Genomic DNA, 25,998 nt, shown 5'->3' on the forward strand with positions numbered 1-25,998 from the left:
ACAGTTATGGTTTTAATACCCAGGTGTCTTTAGAACCACCGCCCTGAGACGAATTTACGACCAGATTGCCCCTTTTTAATGCCACCCGTGTTAAGCCACCTTTTAGGACAAAGTCCTTGTCTTTTCCCAATATGGTAAAGGTTCTCAGGTCTACGTGCCGCTGTTCAAAGGAATTTGTTTCGTCTATATAGGTAGGATGAACGGAAAGCGACATAATGGGTTGGGCTACGTATTTGCGCGGACTTTCCTGGATCTGTTTCTTGACCTTCTCAATCTCATCCTTGCTAAGGCGGTTTCCAATGGAGATACCGTAACCTCCTGCTTCATCTACAGGTTTAATGACCAGTTCATGAATGTGTTCCAGTACGTATTTTAGTTCATCTGGCCGACTGCAGTGGTAGGTATGAACATTATTCAGAATAGGGGTCTCATCGAGATAGTATTTTATGATATCCGGCATATAGGTATACACGGCTTTGTCGTCGGCTACTCCGGTGCCCGGTGCGTTTGCCAGGGTAACATTCCCCTTTTTATAAGCTGAGAAGAGTCCGGGAACACCCAGAGAAGAATCAGCCCTGAATTCCAGGGGATCAAGAAACTGATCATCTATTCGCCGGTAGATAATATCAACTTTTACGGGTCCTTTGATGGTTCGCATATAGACAAAGTCGTTCTCCACGAACAGGTCGCGTCCTTCAACCAGTTCAACGCCCATGGTCTTAGCCAGGTAGGAGTGTTCGTAGAATGCCGAATTGTACATACCCGGGGTGATCACGACGGTGTTGGGACTATCCACACCTTTCGGCTTCACTGTTTCGAGCAGATCCAAAAGGTTTTCCGCATAATTGGTTACGGTATGGGTTTCGTAGTGATTAAAAACCCCGAATAGCGCCCGTTTTAGTGCGGTACGGTTGCAAATCACATAACTGACACCAGAGGGACACCTTATATTGTCTTCAAGGACATAGTACTTCCCATCATTGTGCTTAATAATATCGGTACCGGAAATGTGGTTGTAAATACCTCCGGGAGGATCCACACCCATCATCTGATGTAAGTAGTTTTCAGACGAACTGACTAGCTCAAGCGGAACAATTCCCTGTTTGAGAATTTTCTTGTCGTGATAGATGTCGTGCAGAAATAAATTCAGGGCCCTGCTGCGCTGAATAGCACCTTTTTCAATAAGCTCCCATTCTTTAGCATCTATGATTCTTGGAAACAGATCAAATGGAAAAATCTTTTCCTGCATCTCTTTGTCGTCATATACCTGGAAGGTTATACCCTGATTAAAAAAGGACGACTTTGCCTTTTCATTTAACCGCATATAATCATCAATACTATGCGCTCCATAGAGGGCGAAAAGCTTCTGGTAAATATCTTTGACCTTGCCATTGCTGTCATAGAGTTCATCAAACAGGGCGTGATCTCGCTCGTAAGAAGAGAAAATAGTGCTTTCCAGGATCGCCATATCAATTACTTTGGTTAGTTATGGAAGATAGCCTAAATTCAATGAAATAGAAACTCTAATTCCGTAATTATCCATGCATTTATTTAGCAAATTATCAATTGGAAATAGCAGCCTTATGGGTATTTTCTATCATTTTATTACAGTGCTCCCTAGAATCTTCCGAATTTGTATAAATTTAGGCTCTAAACCAGCGAGATGAAAAAAACACTCTACCTATTTGTCTTTTTAAGTATGTTCACTACCCTTGGGCAGATCACGGAAAAACTAAAGGATTTTAAGAAATACGAAGGCTTTTTTCCCTTCTACCATGATCCCTCAAGCGATAAGGTATACATGGAAGTAAAGGATCTTGAGAAAGAGTTTCTTTATGTGTACTCACTAAGTAGTGGAATTGGAAGTAATGACATAGGTTTGGATCGTGGACAGCTTGGAAATGAGCAAGTTGTATATTTTAAAAAAGCAGGCAATAAGTTATTGTTAATACAACCCAATCTCAGATTCAGAGCCTTGACAGAGAATGAGTTGGAAAAGAAATCTGTTGAACAGGCCTTTGCGAAATCCATCTTATTCGGCTTTAAAATTGAAGAAGAAAAAGACGGCACTTATTTTATCGACCTGACAGATTTCCTTATGCAGGATGCTCATGGGGTTAGTGAGCGTTTAAAACGATCCAAGCAGGGTAATTACAGCCTCGACAAGTCGAAAAGTGCCTTTGACCTGGAAAGAACCAGGGCTTTTCCCAATAATGTAGAATTCGATCTGATGCTTACCTTTAAAGGTACGCCTGCCGGAAATTATATACGTTCGGTGACTCCAAATCCCGAATTGGTAACCGTATCCCAACATCATTCTTTCATCGCCCTTCCCGATACGGGATTTGACATGCGGGAATTTGACCCACGGTCTGGTTCCTATCCCTTTTCATACTATGATTATGCTACTCCTGTAGAGGAATCCCTGATCAAAAGATATGTCACACGCCATCGCCTGGAGAAGAAAGATCCCAGTGCAGCGTTGAGCGAGGCTGTGGAACCAATTGTTTATTATCTTGACAATGGTACTCCCGAACCCGTTCGCTCTGCCCTGCTGGAGGGAGGACGCTGGTGGAACCAGGCTTTTGAAGCTATCGGTTACAAGGATGCTTTTCAACTCAAAATGTTGCCCGATGATGCCGATCCGCTGGATGTGCGTTACAATGTAATCCAATGGGTACATCGCTCTACCAGAGGTTGGAGCTATGGCAGTAGTATTACAGACCCCAGAACGGGAGAAATCATCAAAGGCCATGTTAGTCTCGGTAGCCTTCGGATCAGACAGGATTTCCTGATCGCTCAGGCCCTTATGGACAAACCTTTTGCAGAGAGGGATGATAACGATGAGGCCATGCTAAATATGGCTTTGGCCAGAATCAGGCAGTTATCGGCTCATGAAATTGGGCACACCCTGGGCTTTGCACATAATTTTGCTGCCAGTACCAACAACCGCGCATCTGTAATGGATTATCCACATCCGTATATCAGCCTGAAAAATGGGATGATAGATTTCTCTGAAGCCTATGACACAGGAATAGGGGAGTGGGATAAAGTAACGGTTGCTTACTCTTATTCAGACTTCCCGGAGAATACCAATGAAAGGGAAGCCCTGGCTGCAATTCTTCAGGAATCACATCAGCAGGGTCTAAGGTATATATCTGATCGTGACGCCCGACCATTGGGAAGTGCACATATCCTGGGTCATCTCTGGGATAACGGAGGGAGTGCCAGTGAGGAATTAAACAGGTTGCTTGAACTGCGCGAAGTCGCCATTGATAATTTCTCAATTGACAATATACGTTCGGGAGAGCCAAATTCTGTTCTGGAGGACGTATTTGTTCCGCTGTATTTCCTGCACAGGTATCAAATTGAAGCCGCGGTAAAAAGTATAGGCGGATTAAATTACAATTACGCGGTAAAAGGAGATGGGCAGGTAGTCGTCGAATCCCTGTCATCCAAAGAGCAAAAGGAAGCCTTAAAAAGCGCCTTAAAGACATTGGATGCATCTGTGATTGCCATCCCTGAGGAAAAACTGACTTTATTTCCCCCCAGAGCAATAGGACATGCGAGAACCAGAGAATCTATTAACGGTAAAACCGGAGTTTCCTTTGATGCTTTGTCTGCTGCTGAAACTGCTGCAGACATGAGCCTCAGCCTTCTCTTTCACCCTGAAAGGGCTTCACGCCTTATTCAGCAAAAAGGTCTTGAATCCTCACAATTGGGACTGGATGAATTATTTCAGTCAGTAATTGATGAAACGATTAATAAAACACATAAAGATGGCTATCTAAATACCGTACAAAAATCGATAAATTATCGCGTCTTAATGCATTTAATGAATCTGGCGGCACATGAAGATGTTCATCCCCAGGTTAATGCGCTGGCTAATGCCAGTTTGACTGAGCTACAAATGCGTCTGAGAAGCTCTTCTGATCCCGACGCCAGGGAAATGGTGAGACGAATAACATTTTTTAATGAGAACAGAGACGATTTTAAGGTAATTTCTTCTCCTGAAATCCCGGATGGTTCACCTATAGGCATGGCCTGTTCACAATAATTATTCTGAGTTTATATGCAGATCAATCTAATAAGTGATACCGTAACAAAACCGACTGCTGCGATGCTAGATGCCATGATGTCGGCAGAGGTAGGGGATGATGTTTTTAAGGCCGATCCGTCGGTTAACGCATTGGAAGAGAAAGTAGCGAAATTATTCGGCATGGATTCCGCCCTGTTTTTTCCCAGCGGCACTATGGCCAATCAAACGGCAATAAAAATTCATACCAATCCCGGAGATCAGCTTATCTGCGATAAATATGCCCATGTCTATAACTACGAAGGCGGCGGGGTGAGCTTTAACAGCGGGGTGTCCTGTAAACTTGTAGACGGACACCGGGGTATGATGAAGGCAGAACAGGTGCAGGCTGCCATCAATCCTCCCGATTTCTATCACAGTCCGCTCACCTCCCTGGTCTGTATTGAAAACACAACCAACAAAGGTGGGGGTGCTTGCTGGGATTTCGAAGAATTAAAAGCGATACGGAAAGTTTGTGACAAGCACGAGCTGGGTTATCACCTTGATGGTGCCCGACTCTGGAATGCACTGGTGGCGAAAAATGAGGACCCAAGGGCTTATGGCAGGCTGTTCGACACCATCAGTATATGCCTGAGCAAAGGTCTTGGTTGTCCGGTTGGTTCTGTGCTGGTAGGGAAAAAAGAATATATGGACAAAGCCTTGAGAATCCGGAAAGTATTGGGTGGCGGGATGCGTCAGGCGGGATATCTTGCGGCTGCCGGTATCTATGCCCTAGACCATCATGTTGACCGACTAAAAGAAGACCATTTAAGGGCTCAGGAACTTGGAACCCAACTACAGAAATCACCCATTGTAAAGCAGGTAGAACCCATTGAGACCAACATCATCATCTTTGAACTTGATGAAGCCAAGTGCTCTACAGAAAGATTCCTGGAAGAATTAGAAAAAAAGGGTATTCAGATTATTGGTATGGGACAGGGTAAATTGCGGATGGTTACTCATATGGATTACACAGCAGAAATGCACGATCACACCCTGCAGATCCTGGCCTCCTTAGGGGAGTTGTGATTGATCTAACCCGGAGATCCTGTTTCGGAAATTCGTAATGCCGTTTTCCATACCGGCCTCCGAGGAGTAGTCCTTGCTGGTTCCAATAATACTTCCACGTTGATCTTTTAGTGTAAAATGAAATTTCCCATTGTGACTGGTCTTTCTTTCAAAGACAGAAGGTTTGGAAACCAGGGGAGGGAGTTGTTTCAGAGTGGCGGAGAGTTCCTTTTTTGTAGGGAAAGGAACGCTCTGCAATATAGAATTGCCTCCCTTTGCAGTGACTACAAAGCTATATAGATCATTTTTGTCCTTTTTTACTTCTATCATCTTGAATATTGCTAATTGCAATAAAGCCGTAATCGCTTTTGTTATTTAAAGAGGGAATCCATCCCCGGAATATTAGGCATGCCCTCCTTTGCCACAGCAGCCAATTCTGCTTCCTGCACTTCGGTGGCCCTGGAAATGGCTTTATTTAACGTAATGACAAGATAGTCTTCCAGTTGTTCTTTGTCTTTAAGCAATGCATCTTCTATTTCGATACTCTTGATTTCGCGGTTAGCCGTAATAGTTACAGAAACTGAGCCATCGGCCGATTTCTCATCAAGAGAAACAGTATCCAGTCGTTTTTTAGTTGCTTCCACTTTGGCACGGGTCTCTTTGAGTTTTCCCATCATGCCCATCATATCTCCGAACATATAATTTTAATTTAGTATTAGATTCTCAAATTTACTAATTTGCCCGGATTTTAAACCATACCAGATGCTTCTATCGAAAAAACACTTCATTCTCCCATTAAGTATTATTTTTGCAGTTTCTTGCCAAAACCAAAACAACGAGATGGTAGATGTAAGCCCTCCAGTCGCTAAAAAAGACCCTAAGAATCTCGAAATCCACGGAGATGTCAGGGTGGACAACTACTATTGGATGAATGATCGGGAAGATCCGGAAGTCATTGCATTCCTCGAGAAGGAGAACGAGTATTACAAGGCGAAAACAGCCCATACCCAACCCTTGCAGGATAGTCTTTTCCACGAAATGAGATCGAGAATTAAGGAAGATGACAGCTCGGTCCCGTATAAGCGTAATGGCTATTGGTATATTACTCGTTTTGAAACCGGGAAGGAATACCCGATTTATTCCCGAAAGAAAGAGAAGCTGGAAGCTGACGAAGAAGTGATGTTTGACGGAAATGAACTGGCTGAAGGGCACGAATTTTTTCGTTTAACCGGCATCTCGGTGAGTCCGGATAACACCATGGCAGCATTTGGCAGGGATACGGTTTCGAGGCGACAATACTACATAAAGATTAAAAACCTCGTCACAGGGGAAATATATCCCGATAAAATTGAAAACACTACCGGGGGTTCGGTCTGGGCCAAAGACAACAAAACCTTATTTTACACTAAAAAAGATCCTGTAACCCTGCGTTCAGACAAGATTTACAAACATGTTCTGGGAACTTCCTCGGAAGAAGACGAACTGGTTTATCACGAAACGGATGAGACTTATAACACCTATGTCTATAAATCCAAATCACAGGATTATATTATCATTGGATCTAACAGTACGCTCACCTCAGAATACCGAATCCTGGCGGCAGACGATCCTAATGGAACTTTTAAGGTTTTCTCCCCCAGGACAAGGGGGCTGGAATATGCGATCTATCATTTTGGGTCGGATTTCTACATTCTCACTAACAAGGACGGGGCTACAAATTTTAAATTGATGAAGACCTCCGAAAAGGCTACTTCTTCAGAAAACTGGGAGGAATATTTACCTCACCGGGAGGAAGTATTGTTGGAGGATATTGAAATTTTTAAGGATTATCTCGTGGTATCAGAAAGGGATAATGGCCTGAACAAAATTAAAGTCAGCCGATGGGACGGAAGTGATACGTATTATCTCCCTTTTAACAATGAGACCTACGTGGCCTATCCTTATGTCAACCTTGATTATGATACAAAATACCTGAGGTATATCTACAATTCGATGACCTCTCCTTACGCCATCATTGATTTTAATATGGAGTCCAGGGAGGAAGTCATACTGAAGCAACAGGAAGTCCTTGGAGGGAAGTTCCAGGCTGAGAATTACCATTCACAACGAATCTGGGCCACGGCTCGGGACGGTGTCAGGGTACCCATTTCATTGGTGTATCATAAAGACACCCCTTTAGACGGTACTTCTCCACTACTGCAGTACGCCTACGGGTCATACGGTGCTACAATAGATCCATCCTTTTCAACTACCCGTCTCAGTCTTTTAGACCGGGGGTTTATTTACGCCATTTCGCATGTAAGAGGAGGAGAGTACCTGGGAAGACCCTGGTACGAAGATGGAAAACTACTTAGGAAAAAAAATACGTTTACCGATTTTGTCGACTGCTCTAAATTTCTCATCGAGGAAAAATTTACCAGTCCTGAGCATCTCTATGCCCTGGGAGGTTCAGCGGGAGGCTTGCTGATGGGTGCGGTGGTAAATATGGCCCCGGAACTGTATCAGGGTGTAATTGCGGCAGTTCCTTTTGTGGATGTGGTTACTACCATGCTGGATGATTCGATCCCTTTGACCACAGGGGAATACGACGAATGGGGAAACCCCAACGAAAAAAAGTATTACAACTATATGTTGTCATATTCACCTTATGACAATGTGCAGAAACAGGCTTATCCTAATTTATACGTTACTACCGGACTCCATGATTCTCAGGTGCAGTATTGGGAGCCGGCTAAATGGGTTGCCAAACTAAGGGAGTACAAAACAGATCAGAACAAACTCTATCTCGATACAAATATGGATGCGGGACATGGGGGAGCTTCAGGCCGTTTTGAAGCCCTGAAGGAAACGGCCAAGGAGTTTGCATTTCTGCTCGATTTGGAGGGAAAAGACCAATAATTAAAAAAAAGTAGTAATTTTGGCCCTGAAATACCGTTAACAAAGGGTGTTTCAACAAAACAACTTTATGGAACAAACGATTAACGCCCATAATTCAATCCTCGATCTTATTGGTAATACTCCTCTGATTAAACTAAATCAGATCACCAGTGCTATGGATGGGGAGTTCTATGCCAAGATGGAAGCTTTTAATCCAGGACATTCCGCAAAAGACAGAATTGCTGCTTTTATAATCGAAGAGGCAGAACGCAAGGGGATACTGAAGAAAGGAAGTACCATAATCGAAACTACATCTGGTAATACAGGCTTTAGCCTGGCCATGGTGAGTATCGTAAAAGGATACAAGTGTATACTAGCGGTCAGTTCTAAATCGTCTCAGGACAAAATAGATATGCTCCGTACTATGGGGGCAGAAGTTTACGTATGTCCGGCACATGTAAGCGCCGACGATCCGCGTTCTTACTACGAGGTGGCCAAACGACTTCATCAGGAGACCGAAAATTCTATTTATATCAATCAATATTTTAATGAATTAAATATTGAAGCTCATTACAGGACTACTGGCCCGGAGATCTGGGAGCAGACAAAGGGACAGATCACACACTTTATTGCCTGCAGTGGGACCGGGGGTACGATTTCTGGTACAGCGCGATTTTTAAAGGAGATGAATCCCGAAATAAAGGTGATAGGTGTAGATGCTTACGGCTCGGTTCTGAAGAAGTATCACGAAACCGGAAAAATGGATAAGAATGAGATTTATCCGTACCGGATTGAAGGATTGGGTAAAAACCTGATTCCGGATGCCACAGATTTTAACATCATAGACAGCTTTATAAAGGTAACAGATAAAGAAAGTGCACATACTGCGAGGGAGATTGCCAGGACCGAAGGGATTTTCGCAGGCTATACCTCAGGTGCTGTAATCCAGGCAGTGAAGCAATTGAATGAACTTGGAGAATTTAGCAAAGACAGTAAAGTGGTTGTTATTTTCCCTGATCACGGCTCCAGATATATGAGTAAAGTGTACAGTGATAAGTGGATGGAAGCCCAGGGATTCCTTTCAGAGGTTCAAACGAGCCAGGAGAAAAAGGCTGAGATTGTAAAATAAAGAACTGTATTCACAAGATAAGTGGCAGTGGGTGTAAACTCGCTGCCTTTTTTTATGGTTAGAAATAATTTTATGATTCGTGGGTAAAAATCCATAGTTTTGCAGAAACCAAACCGGGGTAAATGAGAGATTTATTTGACAGGATTATCGAGAATAAAGGCCCTTTAGGACGATGGGCTTCACAGGCTGAAGGTTACTTCGTTTTTCCAAAATTGGAAGGTCCTATTTCTAACAGGATGAAATTTCAGGGGAAGGAAGTAATTACCTGGAGTATAAATGATTATCTCGGATTGGCAAACCTGCCGGAGATCAAAAAAGTAGATGGGGAAGCAGCTCATGAATACGGTGCGGCTTATCCGATGGGAGCCAGGATGATGAGCGGTCAAACTGGTTACCACGAGCAACTCGAAAAGGAACTCGCAGCTTTTGTAAGTAAAGAAGCTTCTTATCTGCTCAATTTTGGATATCAGGGGATTATGTCTGCGATTGACGCCCTTGTTTCAAAAGACGATATCATAGTTTACGATGTGGATTCTCACGCCTGTATTATAGACGGTGTGCGATTGCATATGGGAAAACGATTTACTTTTAAACACAACGATATTGAAAGCCTGGAGAAAAACCTGGAACGAGCCGCAAAGATGGCAGAGCAAACAGGTGGTGGGATTCTTGTTATCTCAGAAGGGGTTTTTGGTATGCGTGGAGAGCAAGGGAAACTAAAGGAAATTGTTGCCCTGAAAAAGAAATTTAATTTCCGACTTCTGGTGGATGATGCCCACGGTTTTGGTACTTTGGGTAAAACGGGAGCCGGAGCCGGAGAAGAACAAGGGGTACAGGACGATATTGATGTTTACTTTGCCACTTTCGCCAAATCTCTGGCCGGAATAGGAGCTTTCCTGGCGGCTGATCAGGAAATTATTGACTACCTGAAGTATAACCTCAGGTCTCAGATGTTCGCGAAATCCCTGCCCATGATTTATGTAAAAGGTGCCTTAAAACGTCTCGACATGCTGAGAAGCATGCCGGAACTGAAAGCCAAATTATGGGAAAACGTAGATGCACTGCAGGAAGGTCTCAAAGAAAGAGGTTTTGATATTGGTACCACCTCTAGCTGTGTAACCCCTGTGTATCTCAATGGTAGTATCCCTGAGGCAATGGCCCTTGTAAAGGATTTGCGGGAAAACTATGGTATTTTCTGTTCCATTGTAGTATATCCGGTAATACCCAAAGGGCTCATATTACTTCGGATGATACCGACAGCTACCCATACCATGGAAGACATCTCCATTACACTCGACGCCTTTTCGGCTATTCGCGACAGGTTGGAAAATGGAACCTACAAAAGGTTGTCAGCTGCTGTTGCTGCTGCCATGGGGGAATAAACGACTTCCGGGGAATCTGCGAATTATAGAGATTACAATACTTTCTTGTAGGTACGACGCCTTTTGTACACTTTCGGATCAAAATGCTTCCAGAGTTGCTTTATGGCAAGATTCTCTTCAAGTTCCGGCGTTCTGTAACAGGTTTGCACCTGTTTTTCCTTAAAGGTCTCGTAGTACTCATTAAAGATAATGGAAGTAACTCCTTTATTCTGGTATTCGGGATGTATCCCGATAAGGTAAAAGATCACGTCTTTATTGTGCTTTTTTGCCTTTAACAGGTGATACCAGCCAAAGGGGAACAATTTACCCCTCGCTTTCTGCATAGCTTCAGAGAAAGAAGGCATCACGATGGCAAATGCAATCACCTTATCTGAGGAATCCACTATGAATTTTATGTATTCCGGATTGATGAAACTGATGTATTTCTTTTTAAAATATTCCCTTTGTACCGGGGTAATGGGGACGAAAGAAGACAGTTTGGCGTAAGAATCATTGAACAAATCAAACATCTGATCAACCCAGGGCATGATTTCACTAGTCTTACTAAAATTCATTTCCTTTAATCCATACCGCTTTTTTATAAGTACATGAACCCGCTTGAAAAGGGCCGGATCCACATTACTATTGGGGAACGTATTCTCTTCATACCCCTTTTCCTTTACAAAGCCTAAATTTTCGTAATGCGACTGGTAATAGGGATAGTTGTACCAGGTAATCATGGTGCCTATATGATCAAATCCTTCCACCAGGACGCCTACCTTGTCGAGGTTTGAGAATCCGACAGGACCTTCCATAAACTCCATCTGATGTTGACTTGCGAGTTCTTCAACTTTGGCAATTAATGCACGCGAAACTTCCTTGTCGTCAATAAAATCAAACCAGCCAAACCGCATTTTTCGCAATTTTTGCTGATTGACTTCAATCCAGTTGATCATGGCAACCACACGTCCCACAATTTTACCATCCTTAAAGGCCAGGAAAAACCAGGCATCTGCATTCTCAAAAACCGGATTCTTTTCAGAATTAAAAGTTTCCATTTCATCCTTTATCAAGGGTGGAACCCAGTAAGGGGAGTCTTTGTATAACGAAAAAGGAAAGGTGACGAATTTTTTCAGATCAGATTTACTAACCGCCTGTTGTACACTTACCATAATACCTGCTTTATGGAACCAATATTAGGAATAAATGGGCATAGTTTAAAACTTCACAGTAGTTTTAAACAAAGGAGGTATTCTTTTAAAAAGGAATCAGGATATAGAAGGTAAGTGATTAGTTCTTCTTTCGCTTCGCTTTGCGCTGAAGTTTGCGCATTTTCTTTTTTGAAATTCCCGGAAGGGTGTTTTCAGAATCGTCTTTAAAAGCATTTTTCTTGATAAAATCTCCGTTTTGACCAGCTTTTTGGTCATCTATGGATATCACTTCATCCTGATGGAAATCGAGGCGATAAGAAAAGCCCAGCGCACCAAATAACCTCCTTGGGGAATCTTTAAAACTTGCCCCTACATTAATGTCGGCCTGAAACGACTTGCTAAATAAGTGAGCTATCCCCGTCCTTAAAAGGATATCAGCATATCTGTCACTTTTAATGCCCTGGTTTTCAACAAAAACACTCCATTTGGGGTTTTTAAAAGCATGGGATACCGAGATCAGGTATTGCATTTCGGGGAAATCTGTGCCGATTCTGTCATAGATCAGATTCGATATAAGTACAAGTCGGGGACCCAGATGACTCTGGGTGGCGATCATAGCTCTGGGGGCTACAATCGGATCTTTCGGATAGAAGGGGTTGTCGCCGAGAACAAATGTTGCTCCGGCATAAACAGAAACAGCGGGTACCAGATCACGGAGTTGAAATTTATTATTGGCCCTCCAGCTGTACAAGTTGGGTTTAGTTCTTTCAGGGTTTTTAAAGGGATCGTACAAGAGGTATTTAAAGCCCAGTCTGTTTCTCGAAAAGTCGGTTCTCGTCTCATTGAGATTAAATGAATTAAATGTAATATCCTGTGACACATATGTGCCTTCATAGATGACTTCCAGCATTTCTTTTAAAAAGCCGTAGCGAAGAACCAGATCACCCCCCATGATAGTAGATTCCTGATTGAGCGGAGTATGTTCCCTTTGTTCATAAAGGAATCCTGCTTCCATCTGTACAACTCCTTTACCCACCGCATAAGCACTAACCGACAGGCCGGGCCTGTTCGAATTAATTACTTCTGTGTACTGCCCCGAACTTAAAAGGGGTACGGAAATGCAGGAGAAAATGAACAAATAGAGTGTTCGGTAGGATTTTAGACATGCATCCATCAAGCGCTGTTTTATTAAAGTTTTATGACAATTGTACTGCTATTACAACGCTGGAATTGTACTTTTGATATATTTAGGAAATAAATTATGGGATTTTTAAAGACACTGCTGATTATTTTGCTGGTGTACTTCCTATTGCGAATCATATGGAGGTTACTGGCCCCAAGACTATTTCAATATGCGGTGAAGAAAACAGAAGACCGATTTAAAGAGGCCTTTGAGAGAGCAAATACGAATCAACAATCAACCAATACCCGAGCTAAAGACATCGATAGTAAAACAGCCCAAAATCAATACAAAAAGCCCAAAGAGCAAGTAGGGGAGTACATTGATTTTGAGGAAATCGAATAAAAAAGTACTACATTCTCTATGAAGGGAGTCTCCAGATCATTTTTCACTCATTTTTTCACCCTTACCTTTTTCGTGGTGGTCGCCCTGGCTTATTTCCACCCGGTATTACAGGGAAAAGTCATTTTCCAGTCTGATATTATGCAGTATACTGGTATGGCCAAGGAACAAAACGATTTCAGAAAGAATTACGATAAAGAACCGTACTGGACTAACGGTGCATTTGGTGGGATGCCCACCTATCAGCTAGGAGCTAACTATCCGCATAATTACGTTAAAAAGCTCGATCGGGCCCTGAGGTTTCTTCCCAGACCAGCCGACTATCTGTTTCTGTATTTTCTGGGCTTCTACATTCTTCTTTGCTGTTTAAAGATTGATTATAAGCTGGCAGTCATTGGGGCGCTGGCATTTGGATTTTCAACCTATCTCATCATTATACTTGGAGTAGGGCATAATGCCAAGGCACATGCCATAGCATATTTACCGATGATTCTGGGAGGAATCATGCTCAGTTTTAGAAAAAAGTATTTCTGGGGTTTTGTACTTACTGCTTTGGGGATGGCCCTGGAGATCAATGCCAACCACTATCAGATGACCTATTACTTTATGCTGCTGGTACTGGTAATTGGCCTGGTTCTGCTGATCGATTATATAAGAAATAAGCAACTGCTTTCCTACCTGAAATCCGTTGGGACCCTTTTATTAGCTGTGTTGCTGGGAATAGCGGTTAATGCTACGGCATTGATGGCCACCAAGGAATACGCAGATTGGAGTACAAGGGGAAGCTCCGAGCTCACTGTCAATCCCGATGGCTCTCCAAAAGAAGTTACACAGGGCTTGAGCAGGGATTATATAACTGAATACAGTTATGGCCTCTCAGAATCTTTAAACCTATTTGTTCCCAGGCTATTTGGTGGCTCCAATAACGAAGATCTGGGAACAAAATCAAAGGCCTATGCTTACCTGACAGAACAGGGCGTACCCAGGAGCCAGGCCCTGGAATTTGCCAGCGGCCTTCCTCTTTACTGGGGTTCACAGCCCATTGTGGCTGGTCCTGCTTACGTAGGGGCTATTCTGGTCTTTTTGTTTATAATGGGATTATTTCTCGTTAAAGGAAGGACGAAATGGTGGTTACTCGGAGGCGTCTTACTATCACTTGTCCTCTCCTGGGGAAAGAATTTTGGATGGCTCACCGATCTTATGATCGATTACTTTCCGCTCTACGATAAGTTCAGGGCGGTCTCTTCCATACAGGTAGTTCTAGAACTTTGTGTCCCTGTCCTCGGTGTGCTTGCTGTTTCAGAATTGCTTGGGACCAGGCGAAAGAGGGAAGAGAAGATAAATGCACTTAAACTGTCATTTTTTATATGTGCGGGTATTGGCATTGCTCTCTTACTTGTTAAAGGGATGTTCGATTTTGACGGTTTGAACGACGAAGTGTATCAAAGATATTTTGGCGACGAGGTTCTGACCATGATTAAAAGAGACCGGGAGGCGGTGTACATCAACGACACACTGAGATCGCTCATTTTTGTACTTCTCACAGCGGCACTACTCTGGTTTTTTATTAAAGACAAGATCAAAGAGCGCATCATGTTGGTTTTCCTTGCTGTTCTTATCTGTTTCGACCTTGTTGGAGTGGCCTTACGATACGTGGATCAGGACGATTTTGTATCGAAAAGGAGAATGAACCAGCCATTTCAAATTTCTAACACAGACAAACAAATACTGGCAGATACCACAGTATACAGGGTATATGATACCTCGGAAGGATTAAATGGTGCAAGAACCTCATATTTCCACAAATCAATAGGGGGGTACCATGCTGCCAAACCGGCTGTCATTCAGGATCTTTTTGAATACCACATCTATCGCAATAATCGCCAGGTTCTCAATATGCTCAATGTAAAATATATCATTCAGCAGAATGACGAAGGACAACGTGTGGCTTCGATCAATCCTGAGGCGCAAGGCAATGCCTGGTTTGTTGAACTATTGCTACCGGTACAGACAGCCGATGAAGAGATCATGGCACTCGACAGTATGAAACTCGCATCAGAAGCCGCTTTTAACCGATCAGATTTTCCCCTGATCAATCAATTTCGTTATGAGGTAGATTCTACAGCAAGCATTAGCTTGTTAAACTATAAACCCAATAAGCTGGAATATCTTACGGTGAATGATCACAATGGGATTGCCGTATTTTCAGAACTTTATTACCCTCAGGGCTGGAATGCCTATCTGGACGGAAAAAAAGTACCTCATTTCAGGGTGAATTACGGCCTGCGAGCCATGGAGGTTCCCAGCGGGGAGCACAAAGTCGAGTTTAAATTTGAACCGGAAGTCATTGCCAGGGGGAGTATGATTACCTTGATTAGTTCAATCTTGTTTGGGATCATTTTAGTTGGAGGCGGATTTTTCGCCTATTTCAGGTCGAGGAAAAAGCAGCTTAAGGAATGAAAAAAGTGCTCATCGTAACTTACTATTGGCCCCCGGCAGGTGGACCCGGAGTACAGCGATGGCTTAATTTTGTAAAGTACCTCCCGGACAATGATATCCAACCCGTGTTATACGTTCCGGAAAATCCTCACTATCCAATTACTGATCCAAGTCTGAACGATGAGGTCTCCGAGCAGCTTATCATTTACAGGCAGCCCATCTGGGAGCCATATCAACTGGCTTCATTGTTCTCAAAAAGAACAACCAGGAAAATCAGCTCGGGAATCGTCCCGGCAAACAATCCCTCCCTTCTGGATCGTTTATTTTTATGGATACGGGGAAATTTTTTTATCCCCGATGCCAGAAAATATTGGGTAAAACCCTCTGTAAAGTTTCTGACAGAAATTATTAAGAATGAAAAAATAGAGGCAGTGATTACGACAGGACCTCCTCATAGTCTACATCTTATAGGGAAATCGCTGAAAGAGAAAGCAGGAGTGAGGTGGATAGCCGATTTCAGGGATCCATGGACAGGTATAGGGTACCATAAAGCACTCCGACTAACAAAAAAATCCCAAAAGAAACACCAAGCTCTGGAAAAGGAAGTGCTGAATTCCGCCGATGAAATTCTGGTAACCAGTGATACTACAAAAAGAGAATTCAAAGAAATTACCAGCAGACCCATTACCACCATCACAAATGGATACGATCAAACTACCCCGACAACATCAGAACTTGATAAAAAATTTACTATTTCGCACATCGGATCCCTCTTGTCTGAAAGAAATCCCACAGTCCTATGGAAAGTATTGGCAGAGCTGGTTGAGGAGGTATCAGGATTTAGTGAGACGCTAAGTATACAGCTCACAGGAGTGGTTAGTGATGAAATCGTTGAAGAAATTAATAAATGCGGCTTAAGGGATTATTTAAAGGTAAGAGACTATCTTCCTCATAGAGAGGCTATCCTGGCTCAGAGGAGGTCCCAGCTGTTGTTGCTGGTTGAGATCGATACCGAACAAACACGTGGGATTATCCCGGGAAAACTTTTTGAATATATGGCGGCAAAGCGACCTATTCTGGCCATCGGGCCGGAGAACTGGGAGGCCGGGAAGCTAGTCAGAGAATCGCGGTCGGGCGAAGTGTTTACTTATAACATGAAAACGGATTTAAAGGAAACGCTGTTGCGATGGTATCGGGCCTATAAAAGCAATTCTTTAGCAATGACTTCCCAGGATATTGAACAGTATAGCAGAAAAGCACTGACAGAAAAACTAGCAGCACAAATCTGATGGGAATCGTATTTAAACAGTCGTTTAGCAATCTGGTGATCACCTATCTGGGTTTTGCCATCGGGGCGATCAACACCCTTTTTCTTTATGCCCGTTTTCTTACCGACACCTATTTTGGGTTGGTGGGTGTGATTCTTGCAACTTCAGCAATTCTGATGCCCCTCCTGGCCTTTGGTGTTCCGAATACCATGATCAAATTCTTTAGCAGCTATAGCGATAAAAAAACCCAGGACGGATTTCTGACGATGATGCTATTGCTGCCCCTTGCACTAATTGTGCCCTTTGGAGTATTCAGTTATTTGGCTAATGATGCCATAGCTGCATTTATCGGCCATCGTAATGAGATTGCAGAAAATTATGTGTGGCATATTTTTCTTATCGCCCTGGCTATGGCGTATTTTGAGGTGTTCTATTCCTGGTCGCGAGTCCACATGCGTTCTGTTTTTGGTAATTTTATGAAGGAAATCTTTGCCCGACTTGCCGTTATGATCCTGCTCTTTGCGGTTTATTTCGATTATATGTCGGTTGAAACTTTCTTGCAGGCACTGGTTGGTGTCTACCTGTTGCGCACAATCATCATGAAGCTATATGCCTACCGATTGCGAATGCCCGGGTTCGGGGTGAGTTTCCCCTCCAATACCAGGGATATATTAACCTACAGTATCCTGATTATTCTCGGTGGTTCAACAGCCGTGATATTGCTGGAAGTGGATAAGTTCATGATCAACCAGTTCATTGAGATAGAAAAAGTGGCTTATTATTCTGTGGCCGTCTTCATTGCAACAGTGATAGCGGTACCTTCCAGGGCCATGCATCAGATTACATATCCCATGACCGCGGCCCTTCTTAATGCCAGGGATAAAAGCGGACTGGCCGTTCTTTATCAGAAAAGCTCTCTCACTCTTTTTATTACCTCGGGCTTAATATTTGTTCTGATTATACTCAATCTCAATGATTTATATCTTCTTCTCCCTGAAAGCTATCGCGGAGGGTTCTATGTTGTTTTGCTGATTGGCCTGGCCAAATTATTCGATGCCCTGCTTGGGAATAATAATGCCATCCTGTATAATTCAGATTACTATAAGGCCATCCTATTTATGGGCGTGCTCCTGGCAGTCGGCACGATTCTCCTCAATTTATATCTGATTCCCAAAATTGGAATCACAGGGGCTGCACTTGCTACCTTTATCGCAATATTCTTCTACAATCTCATTAAGCTTCTCTATGTAAAAGCAAAATTAGGTTTACAGCCCTTTACAGCAGAAACGTTTAAGGTTGTATTCCTTCTTCTAATAGTAAGTGCGGTTTTTTTTGCACTTCAATTTCCTTTTCACCCAGTTCTGAATATTGTTCTTAAGAGCCTGTTAATTACTATTATGTATGTTGGGATACTGTATCGATTCCGAATTTCTGACGATATATTTGGAGTATTGTCCAAGTATCTGAATCCTAAGAAATAGGCCCCATGATCAGGGAGATTTAAAAGTCGTTTTTGGACATGGAAAAACCCCGCAGGGACGAATCCGCTACGGGGTTAACCAACTAACCAACCTAAAAACTATTTTTACTGTACCCTTCTGCTTCGGGTATTAGTTGTCCTTTTGGTGGACCTGCTTTTTACGCTTTTGTTCGCACGAGGCGTACTTACTTTCGTTCTGCTAACCGTTGTCCGGCTTGTGGCCTTGGGACGCTTTGTCACCGAAGTACTGCGCTTCAAAGTTATTGTACGCGGTGTTGATCTCGTTTCATTTCGCTTTCCCACAGAGCGGGAAGCAGTCCTTACATCATTTCGCTTACTTACTGACCTGCTAACACTTCTTCCTTCATTTCTCTTGCCAACAGATCTGGACACGTTCCTTCCTTCATTTCGGTTTGCAACCGACCTGGATGCAGTCCTCTTGTTAACAGAGGAGGTAGATTTCCGGTTTATATCAGAAGACCTGTTATTTCTTCTCTCCGGAGTTCTTGCTTTGTCCATGGTCCTGGCGGTCCTTGCTCTTTCGGTACGCGAGGCGGTTCGGCCATTGACCGTACTTCTGTTAGAACGAACTCCTTTGTTGGAATTCCTGAAATTGCCGTCATTTCTATTATATCCGTTATCTCTACGACCATTATTGTTTCTGGCAACCACCCGTCTGTCGTTACGGTATACACGGTCTCTGTCTGCTCTTTGATTATAGCGATATGATTTCCCTACGTTGGCATAGAACCTCCTTGAGTTATTTCTATAAGGCCTGTAATAGGTATATCGTATCGGGTTGTAAAACCTTCTGTAAGGTCTGTTGTACACCAGACAGAAACCAAGGGCAGGTCGGGCAAAAAAGCTGTGAAACGGCCTGTACACATAATGTCTGTTATAGATGTTGACATATCCATTGAAGCGGTTAAAGAAGCCTCTGTTGTTGTAGTAAACAGATAGTCCACCTACACGTCTCAACCTTCCGTTGTTATACCATATGTTTATACCACCTATTTGTGATACCCGTCCGTAATAGTCGTAGTATACAGGTACATTCTCCACCTGGATTACTGCACCGTAATCATCGTACTGAACAAATGGGCTGTAATCAAACCCGGAATTAAAGGTGATATTGCTACGTCGGAAATTGATATTCGCTCCAACATTTACGCGGTTGTCAATATAAAAATCAAACTCACCATCAGGATAGATAGAGAACGTGATTCCGTTTTCAACAAAAATCACTGAATTATTATATCGAACCATATTGCTGATCGCAACATCCGATTCCAATGTAGTCGCCCCAACTGAGCTGCTCAGTGCAAAGGCTCCGATAATGAGTAGTAGATTTTTCATGACTGTAAAATTTTAATTCTGAATGCAACTATTTACATTCAGCTAGTTATAACCAAACAGCGTGCCAAAAATTGGAATATCTTGTAAGAGCCTGATATACAGTAGTATATAAATATAAAGATTAGAATTCCATAGCTTTAGGAGAAGAATTGCACAATCGATAATTGCCTTATCGGATACTTCTTTATTAAGGAGAGTATTGTTATTAGTGTAACTTTGACTTCAGGTACCGGGCTGTATATCCTTTCCCTATCTGGACAACTTCTTCAGGGGTACCTTCCGCCACCAGATAGCCTCCTGCATCCCCACCTTCCGGGCCGAGATCGATAAGATAGTCAGCCGACTTAATCATTTCAAGATTGTGTTCGATCACCAGCACGGAATGACCTGTCTTTAAAAGCGCATCGAAAGAAGTAAGGAGTTTTTGTATATCGTGAAAGTGGAGGCCTGTAGTAGGTTCGTCGAAAATAAACAGGGCTTTTTCCTTAGAGGCCCCTTTTACCAGAAAAGTTGCTAATTTAATTCGCTGTGCTTCTCCGCCCGAAAGGGTAGAGGAAGACTGCCCCAGCGTTACATAGCCCAGTCCTACATCCTGAAGTGGCTTGAGCTTAGCTATAATCTTATTCTGACTGTGTTTTTTAAAGAAATCCAGTGCGTTATCAATGGTCATATTGAGGACGTCATCAATATTGACTCCTTCAAATTGAACTTCCAGCACTTCTTTTTTAAAACGTTTGCCCCGACACGTATCGCATTCCAGATGCACATCGGCCATAAACTGCATTTCTACAGTAATTTCGCCTTCACCTTTGCACTTTTCACAGCGACCGCCGTCTACATTAAAGGAAAAATGCTTTGCCTGATAGCCTCTTAATTTACTTAATTTCTGTCCTGCAAAAAGACTTCGTATATCATCGTAAGCCTTGATGTAGGTAACAGGGTTTGATCGGGAAGATCGTCCGATGGGATTCTGATCTACAAATTCAATCCTTTTAATGTCATTGTATTTACCTTCAATAGCCGTATGCTGCCCGGCTTTTTCCCCGTATCCTCCCAGCTCTTTTAAAAGGGCAGGATACAGGATTTTTTTTACAAGGGTGCTTTTACCACTTCCTGAGACCCCGGTCACTACTGTAAGCATATTTAAGGGGAAAGTAACCTCCAGATTTTTCAAGTTGTGCTCTCTGGCTCCGGTTATTTTAACATAATTGGGGCTATTCCTGCGTTCTTTCGGAACTGTGATTTCTTGAGTACCATTGAGGTAGGCGGCTGTTAAAGAATCCGATTTGAGGATTTCCCTGTAAGTGCCACTTGCCACGACCTCTCCCCCAAAAGTTCCTGCTTCCGGTCCGATATCAATAATGCGATCGGCCGCCCGCATGATATCCTCATCGTGCTCAACCACTATCACGGTATTACCCAAATCGCGCAGGGAACAAAGCACATCAATTAAATTTTCGGTATCCCTGGGATGCAAACCGATACTAGGTTCGTCCAGTATGTACATAGACCCTACCAGACTACTCCCGAGGGAAGTGGCAAGGTTGATGCGCTGACTTTCCCCTCCCGAGAGGGTGTTCGATTTGCGGTTAAGGGTGAGGTAGCCCAGTCCTACTTTTACCAAAAAACCTAGTCGGTTTTTTATTTCTTTCAGCAGCCGCTGTGCAATCTGGCGGTCGTGATCGGAGAGCGTTATCTCATCAAAGAATTCCGTTAAAGAGGTAATAGGCTGTTCCACCAGGTCGGAAATAGATTTACCGCTGATTCTCACATAGCTGGCTTCCTTCCGCAGGCGTTTCCCTTTACATTCGGGGCATCGTGTTTTCCCCCTGTATCTGGAGAGCATTACGCGATTTTGAATTTTATAGCTCTTCTCTTCAAGCTGCTGGAAAAACTTATGAATTCCGATAAAGTGCTTATTTCCCTCCCATACCAGGTTTTTCTGTTCCTCGGTAAGTTCAAACCAGGGCTTGTGAATAGGGAAATCAAATTTATAAGCTGAATTAACAAGCTGGTCGCGGTACCAACCCATGCTTTCGCCCCTCCAGGGGAAAACAGCATTCTCATAAACAGAAAGGGAGGTGTTGGGGATGACAAGGTCTTCGTCAATGCCAATAATATCGCCATAACCCTCACATTTGGGGCAAGCACCGTAAGGATTGTTGAAACTGAATAGATGGACATTAGGTTCCAGGAACGTAATTTCATCTAATTCGAAGGCATTGCTGAAGGCGGTTTGCTTGCCGCTGGATAAGTCTTCGATGATACAATTTCCTTTCCCTTCAAAAAAAGCAGAATCGACGGCATTGGCCAGGCGATTATAAAAATCCTCATCGTCTTTCTTGATAATCCTGTCAACAACAAGGTATAATTGATCGCCAACAGATTGATGCAGATCCTCATCTATGCGGTGCACTTCTCCTCCGTATTTGATCCGGGCATAACCCTGAAGTGAAAGCAATTGCAGTGTTTTTTTCTTATCTCTGTTCTCGGGGATGGTAATAGGAGCCAGCAGAAGGAGTTTAGTATTTTCTTCAAATCCTTTTACAAAGGATACCACATCTGTTACAGTGTGCTTTTTAACTTCCTTCCCTGAAACAGGGGAGTAGGTACGGCCAATCCTGGCAAAGAGAAGTTTTAAATAGTCGTAAATTTCTGTACTTGTGCCTACGGTCGACCTTGGGTTGGTTGAGTTCACTTTCTGCTCAATGGCAATGGCAGGTGCGATCCCTTTGATGGAATCTACCTTGGGCTTATCTAATTTGCCAAGGAACTGCCTGGCATAGGAGGACAGGCTCTCCACATATCGTCGTTGTCCTTCTGCGTAAAGGGTGTCAAAGGCCAGACTCGATTTACCTGAACCAGATAATCCTGTTATGACCACAAGTTGATTCCTGGGAATGACTACATCAATGTTCTTTAAATTGTGCAGTTTAGCCCCTCTGATGATTATATTTTCCATTGGATCTACTTCTGTAATGGTCGCCATATCGGTTTGGAAAGTTGCAAAGATACGATATGTAAGAGTCAATAACCAGCCCCTCTAAAGGGCATTTCAAATTATGTTAAATATTAAACCTCAGCTTGGATGACCTATATTTTTTCTATATTTGAAGTGTTAATCGAATAAAATACTGCCTATACCGCAACATTACTTTTTTGAATTAGAGTATTAAAAGTCGCAACCTGCAACACACTTGCGACCCCTAAATTGAACCAAAAAAGTAATTGTATGCATTCTACGATTAACGACGCCACCCTCATTCGTAATTACATCAGCGGAGATGAGCGGGCCATTGAGGAACTTATCAACAAACACAATCAACGTCTCAGTAGTTATATTTATTCCAAGGTACAGGACATGTCTGTTACCGAGGATATATTTCAGGATACCTTTATTAAGGTAATCAGTACTTTAAAAAGGGGAGCTTATAACGAAGAGGGAAAATTTCTTCCCTGGGTGATGCGTATTGCACATAATTTGATCATCGATCATTTCCGGAGGAATAAGCGTATGCCTAAATATAAAGGCAATAAGGAATTTAATATATTTTCTGTCCTTACCGATGACAAGTTAAATGCAGAGAAGCAACTCATCAAGGATCAAATCGATCAGGATCTTGAAGTATTAATAGAACAACTTCCCAAGGACCAGCGTGATGTACTCATTATGAGAATTTACCAGGACATGAGCTTTAATGAAATAGCTGAAAATACTGAGGTCAGTATAAATACGGCCCTGGGGAGGATGCGCTATGCCCTGATTAACCTGAGGAAGATTATCGAGAAGAATCAAATTGTTTTAACGAATTAATCTGTTTTAGGTCGATATATTCTATCGATCCTTCATATCTGGCGTTATTTAGAGGTAACAAGATATATTATGGAACAGATTTACTCAAGCCCTGCAACACATTGCAAACTTATTTCAACTCGAAAGGAAGCTGTAAACTTCCTGCTCAATTATTCTAAATCCCTCGAAATACATAAGGTACAGGGGATGACGATAGAAAATAACCTGAATTAAGGAATCGACATCCCTTCTTTGGGATTCCCTTAAAACAAATAGACAATATCCAAAAGACACTTTCTGGCGAAAGTGTCTTTTTCTATTTAAACCACCCTGTTTGATCGATTATAAGATGCTTCTGCCGAAGACATAAAAACGGTTAGAACTGGGAAATTGTTCATTCACATCAAGAATCGGGCATTTTACAACATAGTTTTTATTGAGGATAGGTGTTTGGGTACTTTTAGAATGTCATTGAAAAACAAGTAACTCAAATAAATCTAATAACCTTAGTTCCTTAGCCAGGCTGATGAACTAACAAGTAACCAAAAGATTATCTAACTATGGAACCAAAAAGGGACGACTCACTACTAGTTACCGATTACATCAGCGGGGATGAAAAGGCTTTGGAAGTTTTAATCAACCGACACAATCAACGAATAAGTAGCTTTATCTACTCCAAAGTTCTGGATAGGGATGTTACTGAAGACATTTTTCAAGATACTTTTATCAAGGTAATCAAGACCCTGAAGAAAGGAAACTACAGCGAAGAAGGTAAATTCCTTCCCTGGGTAATGCGTATTGCACACAACCTGATTATCGATCATTTCAGAAAGAACAAGAGAATGCCGAAGTTTGAAGGAAGTGACGACTTCAATATCTTTTCTGTCATCGGAGATGATAAACTCAACGCGGAAAAACAGCTTATAAAAGACCAGATAGATAGTGATCTCAGTCTTCTTATTGAAGAATTACCAGACGATCAGAAAGAAGTTCTCCTAATGCGTATCTACAAAGACATGAGCTTTAAGGAGATTTCCGAAAATACAGGCGTAAGTATAAATACGGCTTTAGGCAGAATGCGTTATGCTCTTATTAATCTGAGAAAGATAATAGATCGTCATAATATCGTTCTGACTAATTCTTAGTTCACAACTTTATTTACAATATTTCCATATAGGTTGCGTTATCTTAACATAACGACATCGCAATCATATGGAAAAAATTTACTCAACAAAGAAAAATGCCTATGAAGCCCCGAAAGTAGGACCGGAAACCATCCGATTTCTACTGTCATATTCTAAAGCCTTCAGGGTAACAAAACATCGACAATTCAGTTTCGATACGATTCTGAACTAAAATACTGAGCCCGTTTTAACGGGCTTTTTTAGTTTTAAGATATTCGTTTATCACTTTTTTCCTTCCAATAGTCTTTGTTATTATATCTTTTTCGAGATTCCATCCACGAGCAGGGGAGTATTCCCTGCCGTACCAAATGATCTGCAGATGAAGATCATTCCAGAATTCTCTGGGAAACAAGCGTTTGGCATCTCTTTCGGTCTGTACAACATTTTTACCCGATGAAAACCCCCAGCGATACATTAAGCGGTGGATGTGGGTATCCACAGGGAAAGCAGGGATTCCAAAGGCCTGTGACACAACTACACTGGCAGTTTTATGCCCTACACCTGGTAGTTCTTCCAAAAGTTCTATCTCCTTCGGCACTTGCCCGGAATATTTCTTAATAAGGATTTCAGACAGCCCGTGAATCCCTTTTGATTTCATGGGGGACAGCCCTACAGGTTTAATGATTTCCCTGATTTCTTCAACCGTGAGTTGTACCATGTCATAGGGATTATCCGCCCTGGCAAAAAGTAGAGGAGTAATCTTATTCACCCGCACATCCGTACTTTGCGCAGACAGTAATACGGCTATCAACAAGGTATATGGGTCTTTGTGTTCCAGAGGAACGGGTATTTCAGGATAAATTTTATTTAGTTGGGAGATGACAAATTCTACCTTTTCAGATTTGGTCATATATCATTACTTTTACCGGTGAAAAAAATACCTATGAAAACACTAAAAGAGGGGGACAAAGTACCCCAATTTACTTCAAAAGACCAAGACGGAAACGAAATTAAGCTATCCGATTATAAGGGGAAAAAACTGGTTGTCTTCTTTTATCCGAGAGCTAATACTCCCGGATGTACGGCAGAAGCCTGTAATTTAAGGGATAATTATGCCGAGTTGCAGGCTCAGGGATATTCTCTTTTGGGAGTAAGTGAAGATTCACAAAAGAAACAGGCCAACTTCAGGGACAAATACGAATTCCCCTTTCCTTTACTGGCCGATGAGGACCATACCGTTATCAATGCCTTTGGAGTCTGGGGGCCTAAGAAGTTCATGGGGAGGGAATACGACGGAATTCACCGTATGACCTTTATTGTCAATGGAGACGGGATTGTGGAAAAGGTAATAGATAAGGTAAAAACCAAGGACCACGCAGCTCAAATTCTCTGATGGATATTCAAAAATTAAAAAC

General features: G+C 42.5%; 22 protein-coding genes. 14 read left to right on the forward strand and 8 right to left on the reverse strand.

Annotation, left to right across the window (positions count from 1 at the left end; genetic code table 11):
* Nucleotides 1-4: 4 nt before the first annotated feature.
* Nucleotides 5-1,468, reverse strand: coding sequence for a circularly permuted type 2 ATP-grasp protein (locus ACA086_RS04160; RefSeq protein WP_371002088.1), 1,464 nt, complete (start codon nt 1,466-1,468; stop codon nt 5-7).
* A gap of 195 nt (nt 1,469-1,663) precedes the next feature.
* On the opposite strand from ACA086_RS04160, the gene ACA086_RS04165 reads away from it, so the two are divergent.
* Both ACA086_RS04165 and ACA086_RS04170 read left to right on the forward strand, forming a co-directional pair.
* Nucleotides 1,664-4,057 (forward strand): zinc-dependent metalloprotease, encoded by a 2,394-nt coding sequence (locus ACA086_RS04165; RefSeq protein ID WP_371002089.1) that lies wholly within the window; start codon nt 1,664-1,666, stop codon nt 4,055-4,057.
* 15 nt (nt 4,058-4,072) lie between these two features.
* Nucleotides 4,073-5,104, forward strand: a complete 1,032-nt coding sequence (locus tag ACA086_RS04170) for a low specificity L-threonine aldolase (RefSeq protein WP_371002090.1) — start codon at nt 4,073-4,075, stop codon at nt 5,102-5,104.
* Here ACA086_RS04170 and ACA086_RS04175 read toward each other — a convergent pair.
* The gene (locus tag ACA086_RS04175; RefSeq protein WP_371002091.1) at nt 5,090-5,413 is read right to left on the reverse strand and encodes a YegP family protein; all 324 of its coding nucleotides are present in this window, start codon (nt 5,411-5,413) and stop codon (nt 5,090-5,092) included. The genes ACA086_RS04170 and ACA086_RS04175 overlap by 15 nt on opposite strands.
* A gap of 41 nt (nt 5,414-5,454) precedes the next feature.
* Nucleotides 5,455-5,781: a YbaB/EbfC family nucleoid-associated protein gene (locus ACA086_RS04180; RefSeq protein WP_371002092.1), complete on the reverse strand. Its 327-nt coding sequence runs from the start codon at nt 5,779-5,781 to the stop codon at nt 5,455-5,457.
* A gap of 64 nt (nt 5,782-5,845) precedes the next feature.
* On the opposite strand from ACA086_RS04180, the gene ACA086_RS04185 reads away from it, so the two are divergent.
* The 3 genes from ACA086_RS04185 (at nt 5,846) to ACA086_RS04195 (ending at nt 10,471) form a co-directional block, all read left to right on the forward strand.
* Nucleotides 5,846-7,981, forward strand: coding sequence for a S9 family peptidase (locus ACA086_RS04185; protein WP_371002093.1), 2,136 nt, complete (start codon nt 5,846-5,848; stop codon nt 7,979-7,981).
* 67 nt (nt 7,982-8,048) lie between these two features.
* Nucleotides 8,049-9,089, forward strand: a complete 1,041-nt coding sequence (locus ACA086_RS04190) for a PLP-dependent cysteine synthase family protein (protein WP_371002094.1) — start codon at nt 8,049-8,051, stop codon at nt 9,087-9,089.
* Between the two features lie 122 nt (nt 9,090-9,211).
* Nucleotides 9,212-10,471, forward strand: coding sequence for an aminotransferase class I/II-fold pyridoxal phosphate-dependent enzyme (locus tag ACA086_RS04195; protein ID WP_371002095.1), 1,260 nt, complete (start codon nt 9,212-9,214; stop codon nt 10,469-10,471).
* Nucleotides 10,472-10,503: 32 nt separating this feature from the next.
* Here the strand turns inward: ACA086_RS04195 and ACA086_RS04200 are convergent, their stop codons facing one another.
* Both ACA086_RS04200 and ACA086_RS04205 read right to left on the reverse strand, forming a co-directional pair.
* Nucleotides 10,504-11,622 carry a GTP cyclohydrolase gene (locus ACA086_RS04200; RefSeq protein WP_371002096.1) on the reverse strand — a complete coding sequence of 373 codons (1,119 nt, stop codon included), beginning with the start codon at nt 11,620-11,622 and terminating at the stop codon, nt 10,504-10,506.
* A 118-nt stretch (nt 11,623-11,740) separates the two neighbouring features.
* Nucleotides 11,741-12,775 (reverse strand): transporter, encoded by a 1,035-nt coding sequence (locus ACA086_RS04205; protein WP_371002097.1) that lies wholly within the window; start codon nt 12,773-12,775, stop codon nt 11,741-11,743.
* An 87-nt stretch (nt 12,776-12,862) separates the two neighbouring features.
* Here ACA086_RS04205 and ACA086_RS04210 point away from each other — a divergent pair, with 87 nt between their 5' ends.
* The 4 genes from ACA086_RS04210 to ACA086_RS04225 are packed head-to-tail and all read left to right on the forward strand — an operon-like array spanning nt 12,863 to nt 18,311.
* Nucleotides 12,863-13,126, forward strand: a complete 264-nt coding sequence (locus tag ACA086_RS04210; protein ID WP_371002098.1) for a DUF4834 family protein — start codon at nt 12,863-12,865, stop codon at nt 13,124-13,126.
* 18 nt (nt 13,127-13,144) lie between these two features.
* Entirely contained in the window at nt 13,145-15,583 is a 2,439-nt protein-coding gene (locus ACA086_RS04215) for a YfhO family protein (RefSeq protein ID WP_371002099.1), read from the forward strand.
* Complete coding sequence (locus ACA086_RS04220; RefSeq protein ID WP_371002100.1) at nt 15,580-16,851, forward strand: glycosyltransferase family 4 protein; 1,272 nt, start codon at nt 15,580-15,582, stop codon at nt 16,849-16,851. Before ACA086_RS04215 ends, ACA086_RS04220 begins: the two co-directional genes overlap by 4 nt.
* A complete protein-coding gene (locus ACA086_RS04225; RefSeq protein WP_371002101.1) occupies nt 16,851-18,311 on the forward strand; it encodes an oligosaccharide flippase family protein in 1,461 nt (486 codons plus the stop codon). Before ACA086_RS04220 ends, ACA086_RS04225 begins: the two co-directional genes overlap by 1 nt.
* Before the next feature lie 104 nt (nt 18,312-18,415).
* Here ACA086_RS04225 and ACA086_RS04230 read toward each other — a convergent pair whose 3' ends face one another.
* Nucleotides 18,416-19,666: a hypothetical protein gene (locus ACA086_RS04230; protein WP_371002102.1), complete on the reverse strand. Its 1,251-nt coding sequence runs from the start codon at nt 19,664-19,666 to the stop codon at nt 18,416-18,418.
* Nucleotides 19,667-19,871: 205 nt separating this feature from the next.
* Nucleotides 19,872-22,655, reverse strand: coding sequence for an excinuclease ABC subunit UvrA (uvrA, locus tag ACA086_RS04235; RefSeq protein WP_371002103.1), 2,784 nt, complete (start codon nt 22,653-22,655; stop codon nt 19,872-19,874).
* Between the two features lie 243 nt (nt 22,656-22,898).
* On the opposite strand from uvrA, the gene ACA086_RS04240 reads away from it, so the two are divergent.
* The 4 genes from ACA086_RS04240 (at nt 22,899) to ACA086_RS04255 (ending at nt 24,815) form a co-directional block, all read left to right on the forward strand.
* Nucleotides 22,899-23,480: an RNA polymerase sigma factor gene (locus ACA086_RS04240; protein WP_371002104.1), complete on the forward strand. Its 582-nt coding sequence runs from the start codon at nt 22,899-22,901 to the stop codon at nt 23,478-23,480.
* A 69-nt stretch (nt 23,481-23,549) separates the two neighbouring features.
* Entirely contained in the window at nt 23,550-23,693 is a 144-nt protein-coding gene (locus ACA086_RS04245; RefSeq protein ID WP_371002105.1) for a hypothetical protein, read from the forward strand.
* A gap of 326 nt (nt 23,694-24,019) precedes the next feature.
* Nucleotides 24,020-24,604, forward strand: a complete 585-nt coding sequence (locus tag ACA086_RS04250; protein WP_369749489.1) for an RNA polymerase sigma factor — start codon at nt 24,020-24,022, stop codon at nt 24,602-24,604.
* A gap of 67 nt (nt 24,605-24,671) precedes the next feature.
* Nucleotides 24,672-24,815: a hypothetical protein gene (locus ACA086_RS04255; protein ID WP_369749488.1), complete on the forward strand. Its 144-nt coding sequence runs from the start codon at nt 24,672-24,674 to the stop codon at nt 24,813-24,815.
* Nucleotides 24,816-24,830: 15 nt separating this feature from the next.
* Here ACA086_RS04255 and nth read toward each other — a convergent pair whose 3' ends face one another.
* Entirely contained in the window at nt 24,831-25,493 is a 663-nt protein-coding gene (nth, locus tag ACA086_RS04260) for an endonuclease III (protein ID WP_371002106.1), read from the reverse strand.
* Between the two features lie 33 nt (nt 25,494-25,526).
* On the opposite strand from nth, the gene bcp reads away from it, so the two are divergent.
* Nucleotides 25,527-25,976, forward strand: a complete 450-nt coding sequence (gene bcp / locus ACA086_RS04265; RefSeq protein ID WP_371002107.1) for a thioredoxin-dependent thiol peroxidase — start codon at nt 25,527-25,529, stop codon at nt 25,974-25,976.
* The last annotated feature ends 22 nt before the right edge of the window (nt 25,977-25,998 follow it).

It is taken from the genome of Muriicola sp. E247, assembly GCF_041358175.1.
Classification (GTDB): domain Bacteria; phylum Bacteroidota; class Bacteroidia; order Flavobacteriales; family Flavobacteriaceae; genus Muriicola.

Coding starts and splice junctions, on each gene's coding strand:
- ACA086_RS04245 (WP_371002105.1), top strand. CDS start 23,550: ATGGAACAGATTTACTCAAGCCCTGCAACACATTGCAAACTTATTTCA.
- ACA086_RS04215 (WP_371002099.1), top strand. CDS start 13,145: ATGAAGGGAGTCTCCAGATCATTTTTCACTCATTTTTTCACCCTTACC.
- ACA086_RS04255 (WP_369749488.1), top strand. CDS start 24,672: ATGGAAAAAATTTACTCAACAAAGAAAAATGCCTATGAAGCCCCGAAA.
- ACA086_RS04190 (WP_371002094.1), top strand. CDS start 8,049: ATGGAACAAACGATTAACGCCCATAATTCAATCCTCGATCTTATTGGT.
- bcp (WP_371002107.1), top strand. CDS start 25,527: ATGAAAACACTAAAAGAGGGGGACAAAGTACCCCAATTTACTTCAAAA.
- ACA086_RS04240 (WP_371002104.1), top strand. CDS start 22,899: ATGCATTCTACGATTAACGACGCCACCCTCATTCGTAATTACATCAGC.
- ACA086_RS04185 (WP_371002093.1), top strand. CDS start 5,846: ATGCTTCTATCGAAAAAACACTTCATTCTCCCATTAAGTATTATTTTT.
- ACA086_RS04165 (WP_371002089.1), top strand. CDS start 1,664: ATGAAAAAAACACTCTACCTATTTGTCTTTTTAAGTATGTTCACTACC.
- ACA086_RS04230 (WP_371002102.1), bottom strand. CDS start 19,666: ATGAAAAATCTACTACTCATTATCGGAGCCTTTGCACTGAGCAGCTCA.
- ACA086_RS04175 (WP_371002091.1), bottom strand. CDS start 5,413: ATGATAGAAGTAAAAAAGGACAAAAATGATCTATATAGCTTTGTAGTC.
- ACA086_RS04205 (WP_371002097.1), bottom strand. CDS start 12,775: ATGGATGCATGTCTAAAATCCTACCGAACACTCTATTTGTTCATTTTC.
- ACA086_RS04180 (WP_371002092.1), bottom strand. CDS start 5,781: ATGTTCGGAGATATGATGGGCATGATGGGAAAACTCAAAGAGACCCGT.
- ACA086_RS04200 (WP_371002096.1), bottom strand. CDS start 11,622: ATGGTAAGTGTACAACAGGCGGTTAGTAAATCTGATCTGAAAAAATTC.
- ACA086_RS04195 (WP_371002095.1), top strand. CDS start 9,212: ATGAGAGATTTATTTGACAGGATTATCGAGAATAAAGGCCCTTTAGGA.
- uvrA (WP_371002103.1), bottom strand. CDS start 22,655: ATGGCGACCATTACAGAAGTAGATCCAATGGAAAATATAATCATCAGA.
- ACA086_RS04250 (WP_369749489.1), top strand. CDS start 24,020: ATGGAACCAAAAAGGGACGACTCACTACTAGTTACCGATTACATCAGC.
- ACA086_RS04225 (WP_371002101.1), top strand. CDS start 16,851: ATGGGAATCGTATTTAAACAGTCGTTTAGCAATCTGGTGATCACCTAT.
- ACA086_RS04210 (WP_371002098.1), top strand. CDS start 12,863: ATGGGATTTTTAAAGACACTGCTGATTATTTTGCTGGTGTACTTCCTA.
- ACA086_RS04160 (WP_371002088.1), bottom strand. CDS start 1,468: ATGGCGATCCTGGAAAGCACTATTTTCTCTTCTTACGAGCGAGATCAC.
- ACA086_RS04170 (WP_371002090.1), top strand. CDS start 4,073: ATGCAGATCAATCTAATAAGTGATACCGTAACAAAACCGACTGCTGCG.
- ACA086_RS04220 (WP_371002100.1), top strand. CDS start 15,580: ATGAAAAAAGTGCTCATCGTAACTTACTATTGGCCCCCGGCAGGTGGA.
- nth (WP_371002106.1), bottom strand. CDS start 25,493: ATGACCAAATCTGAAAAGGTAGAATTTGTCATCTCCCAACTAAATAAA.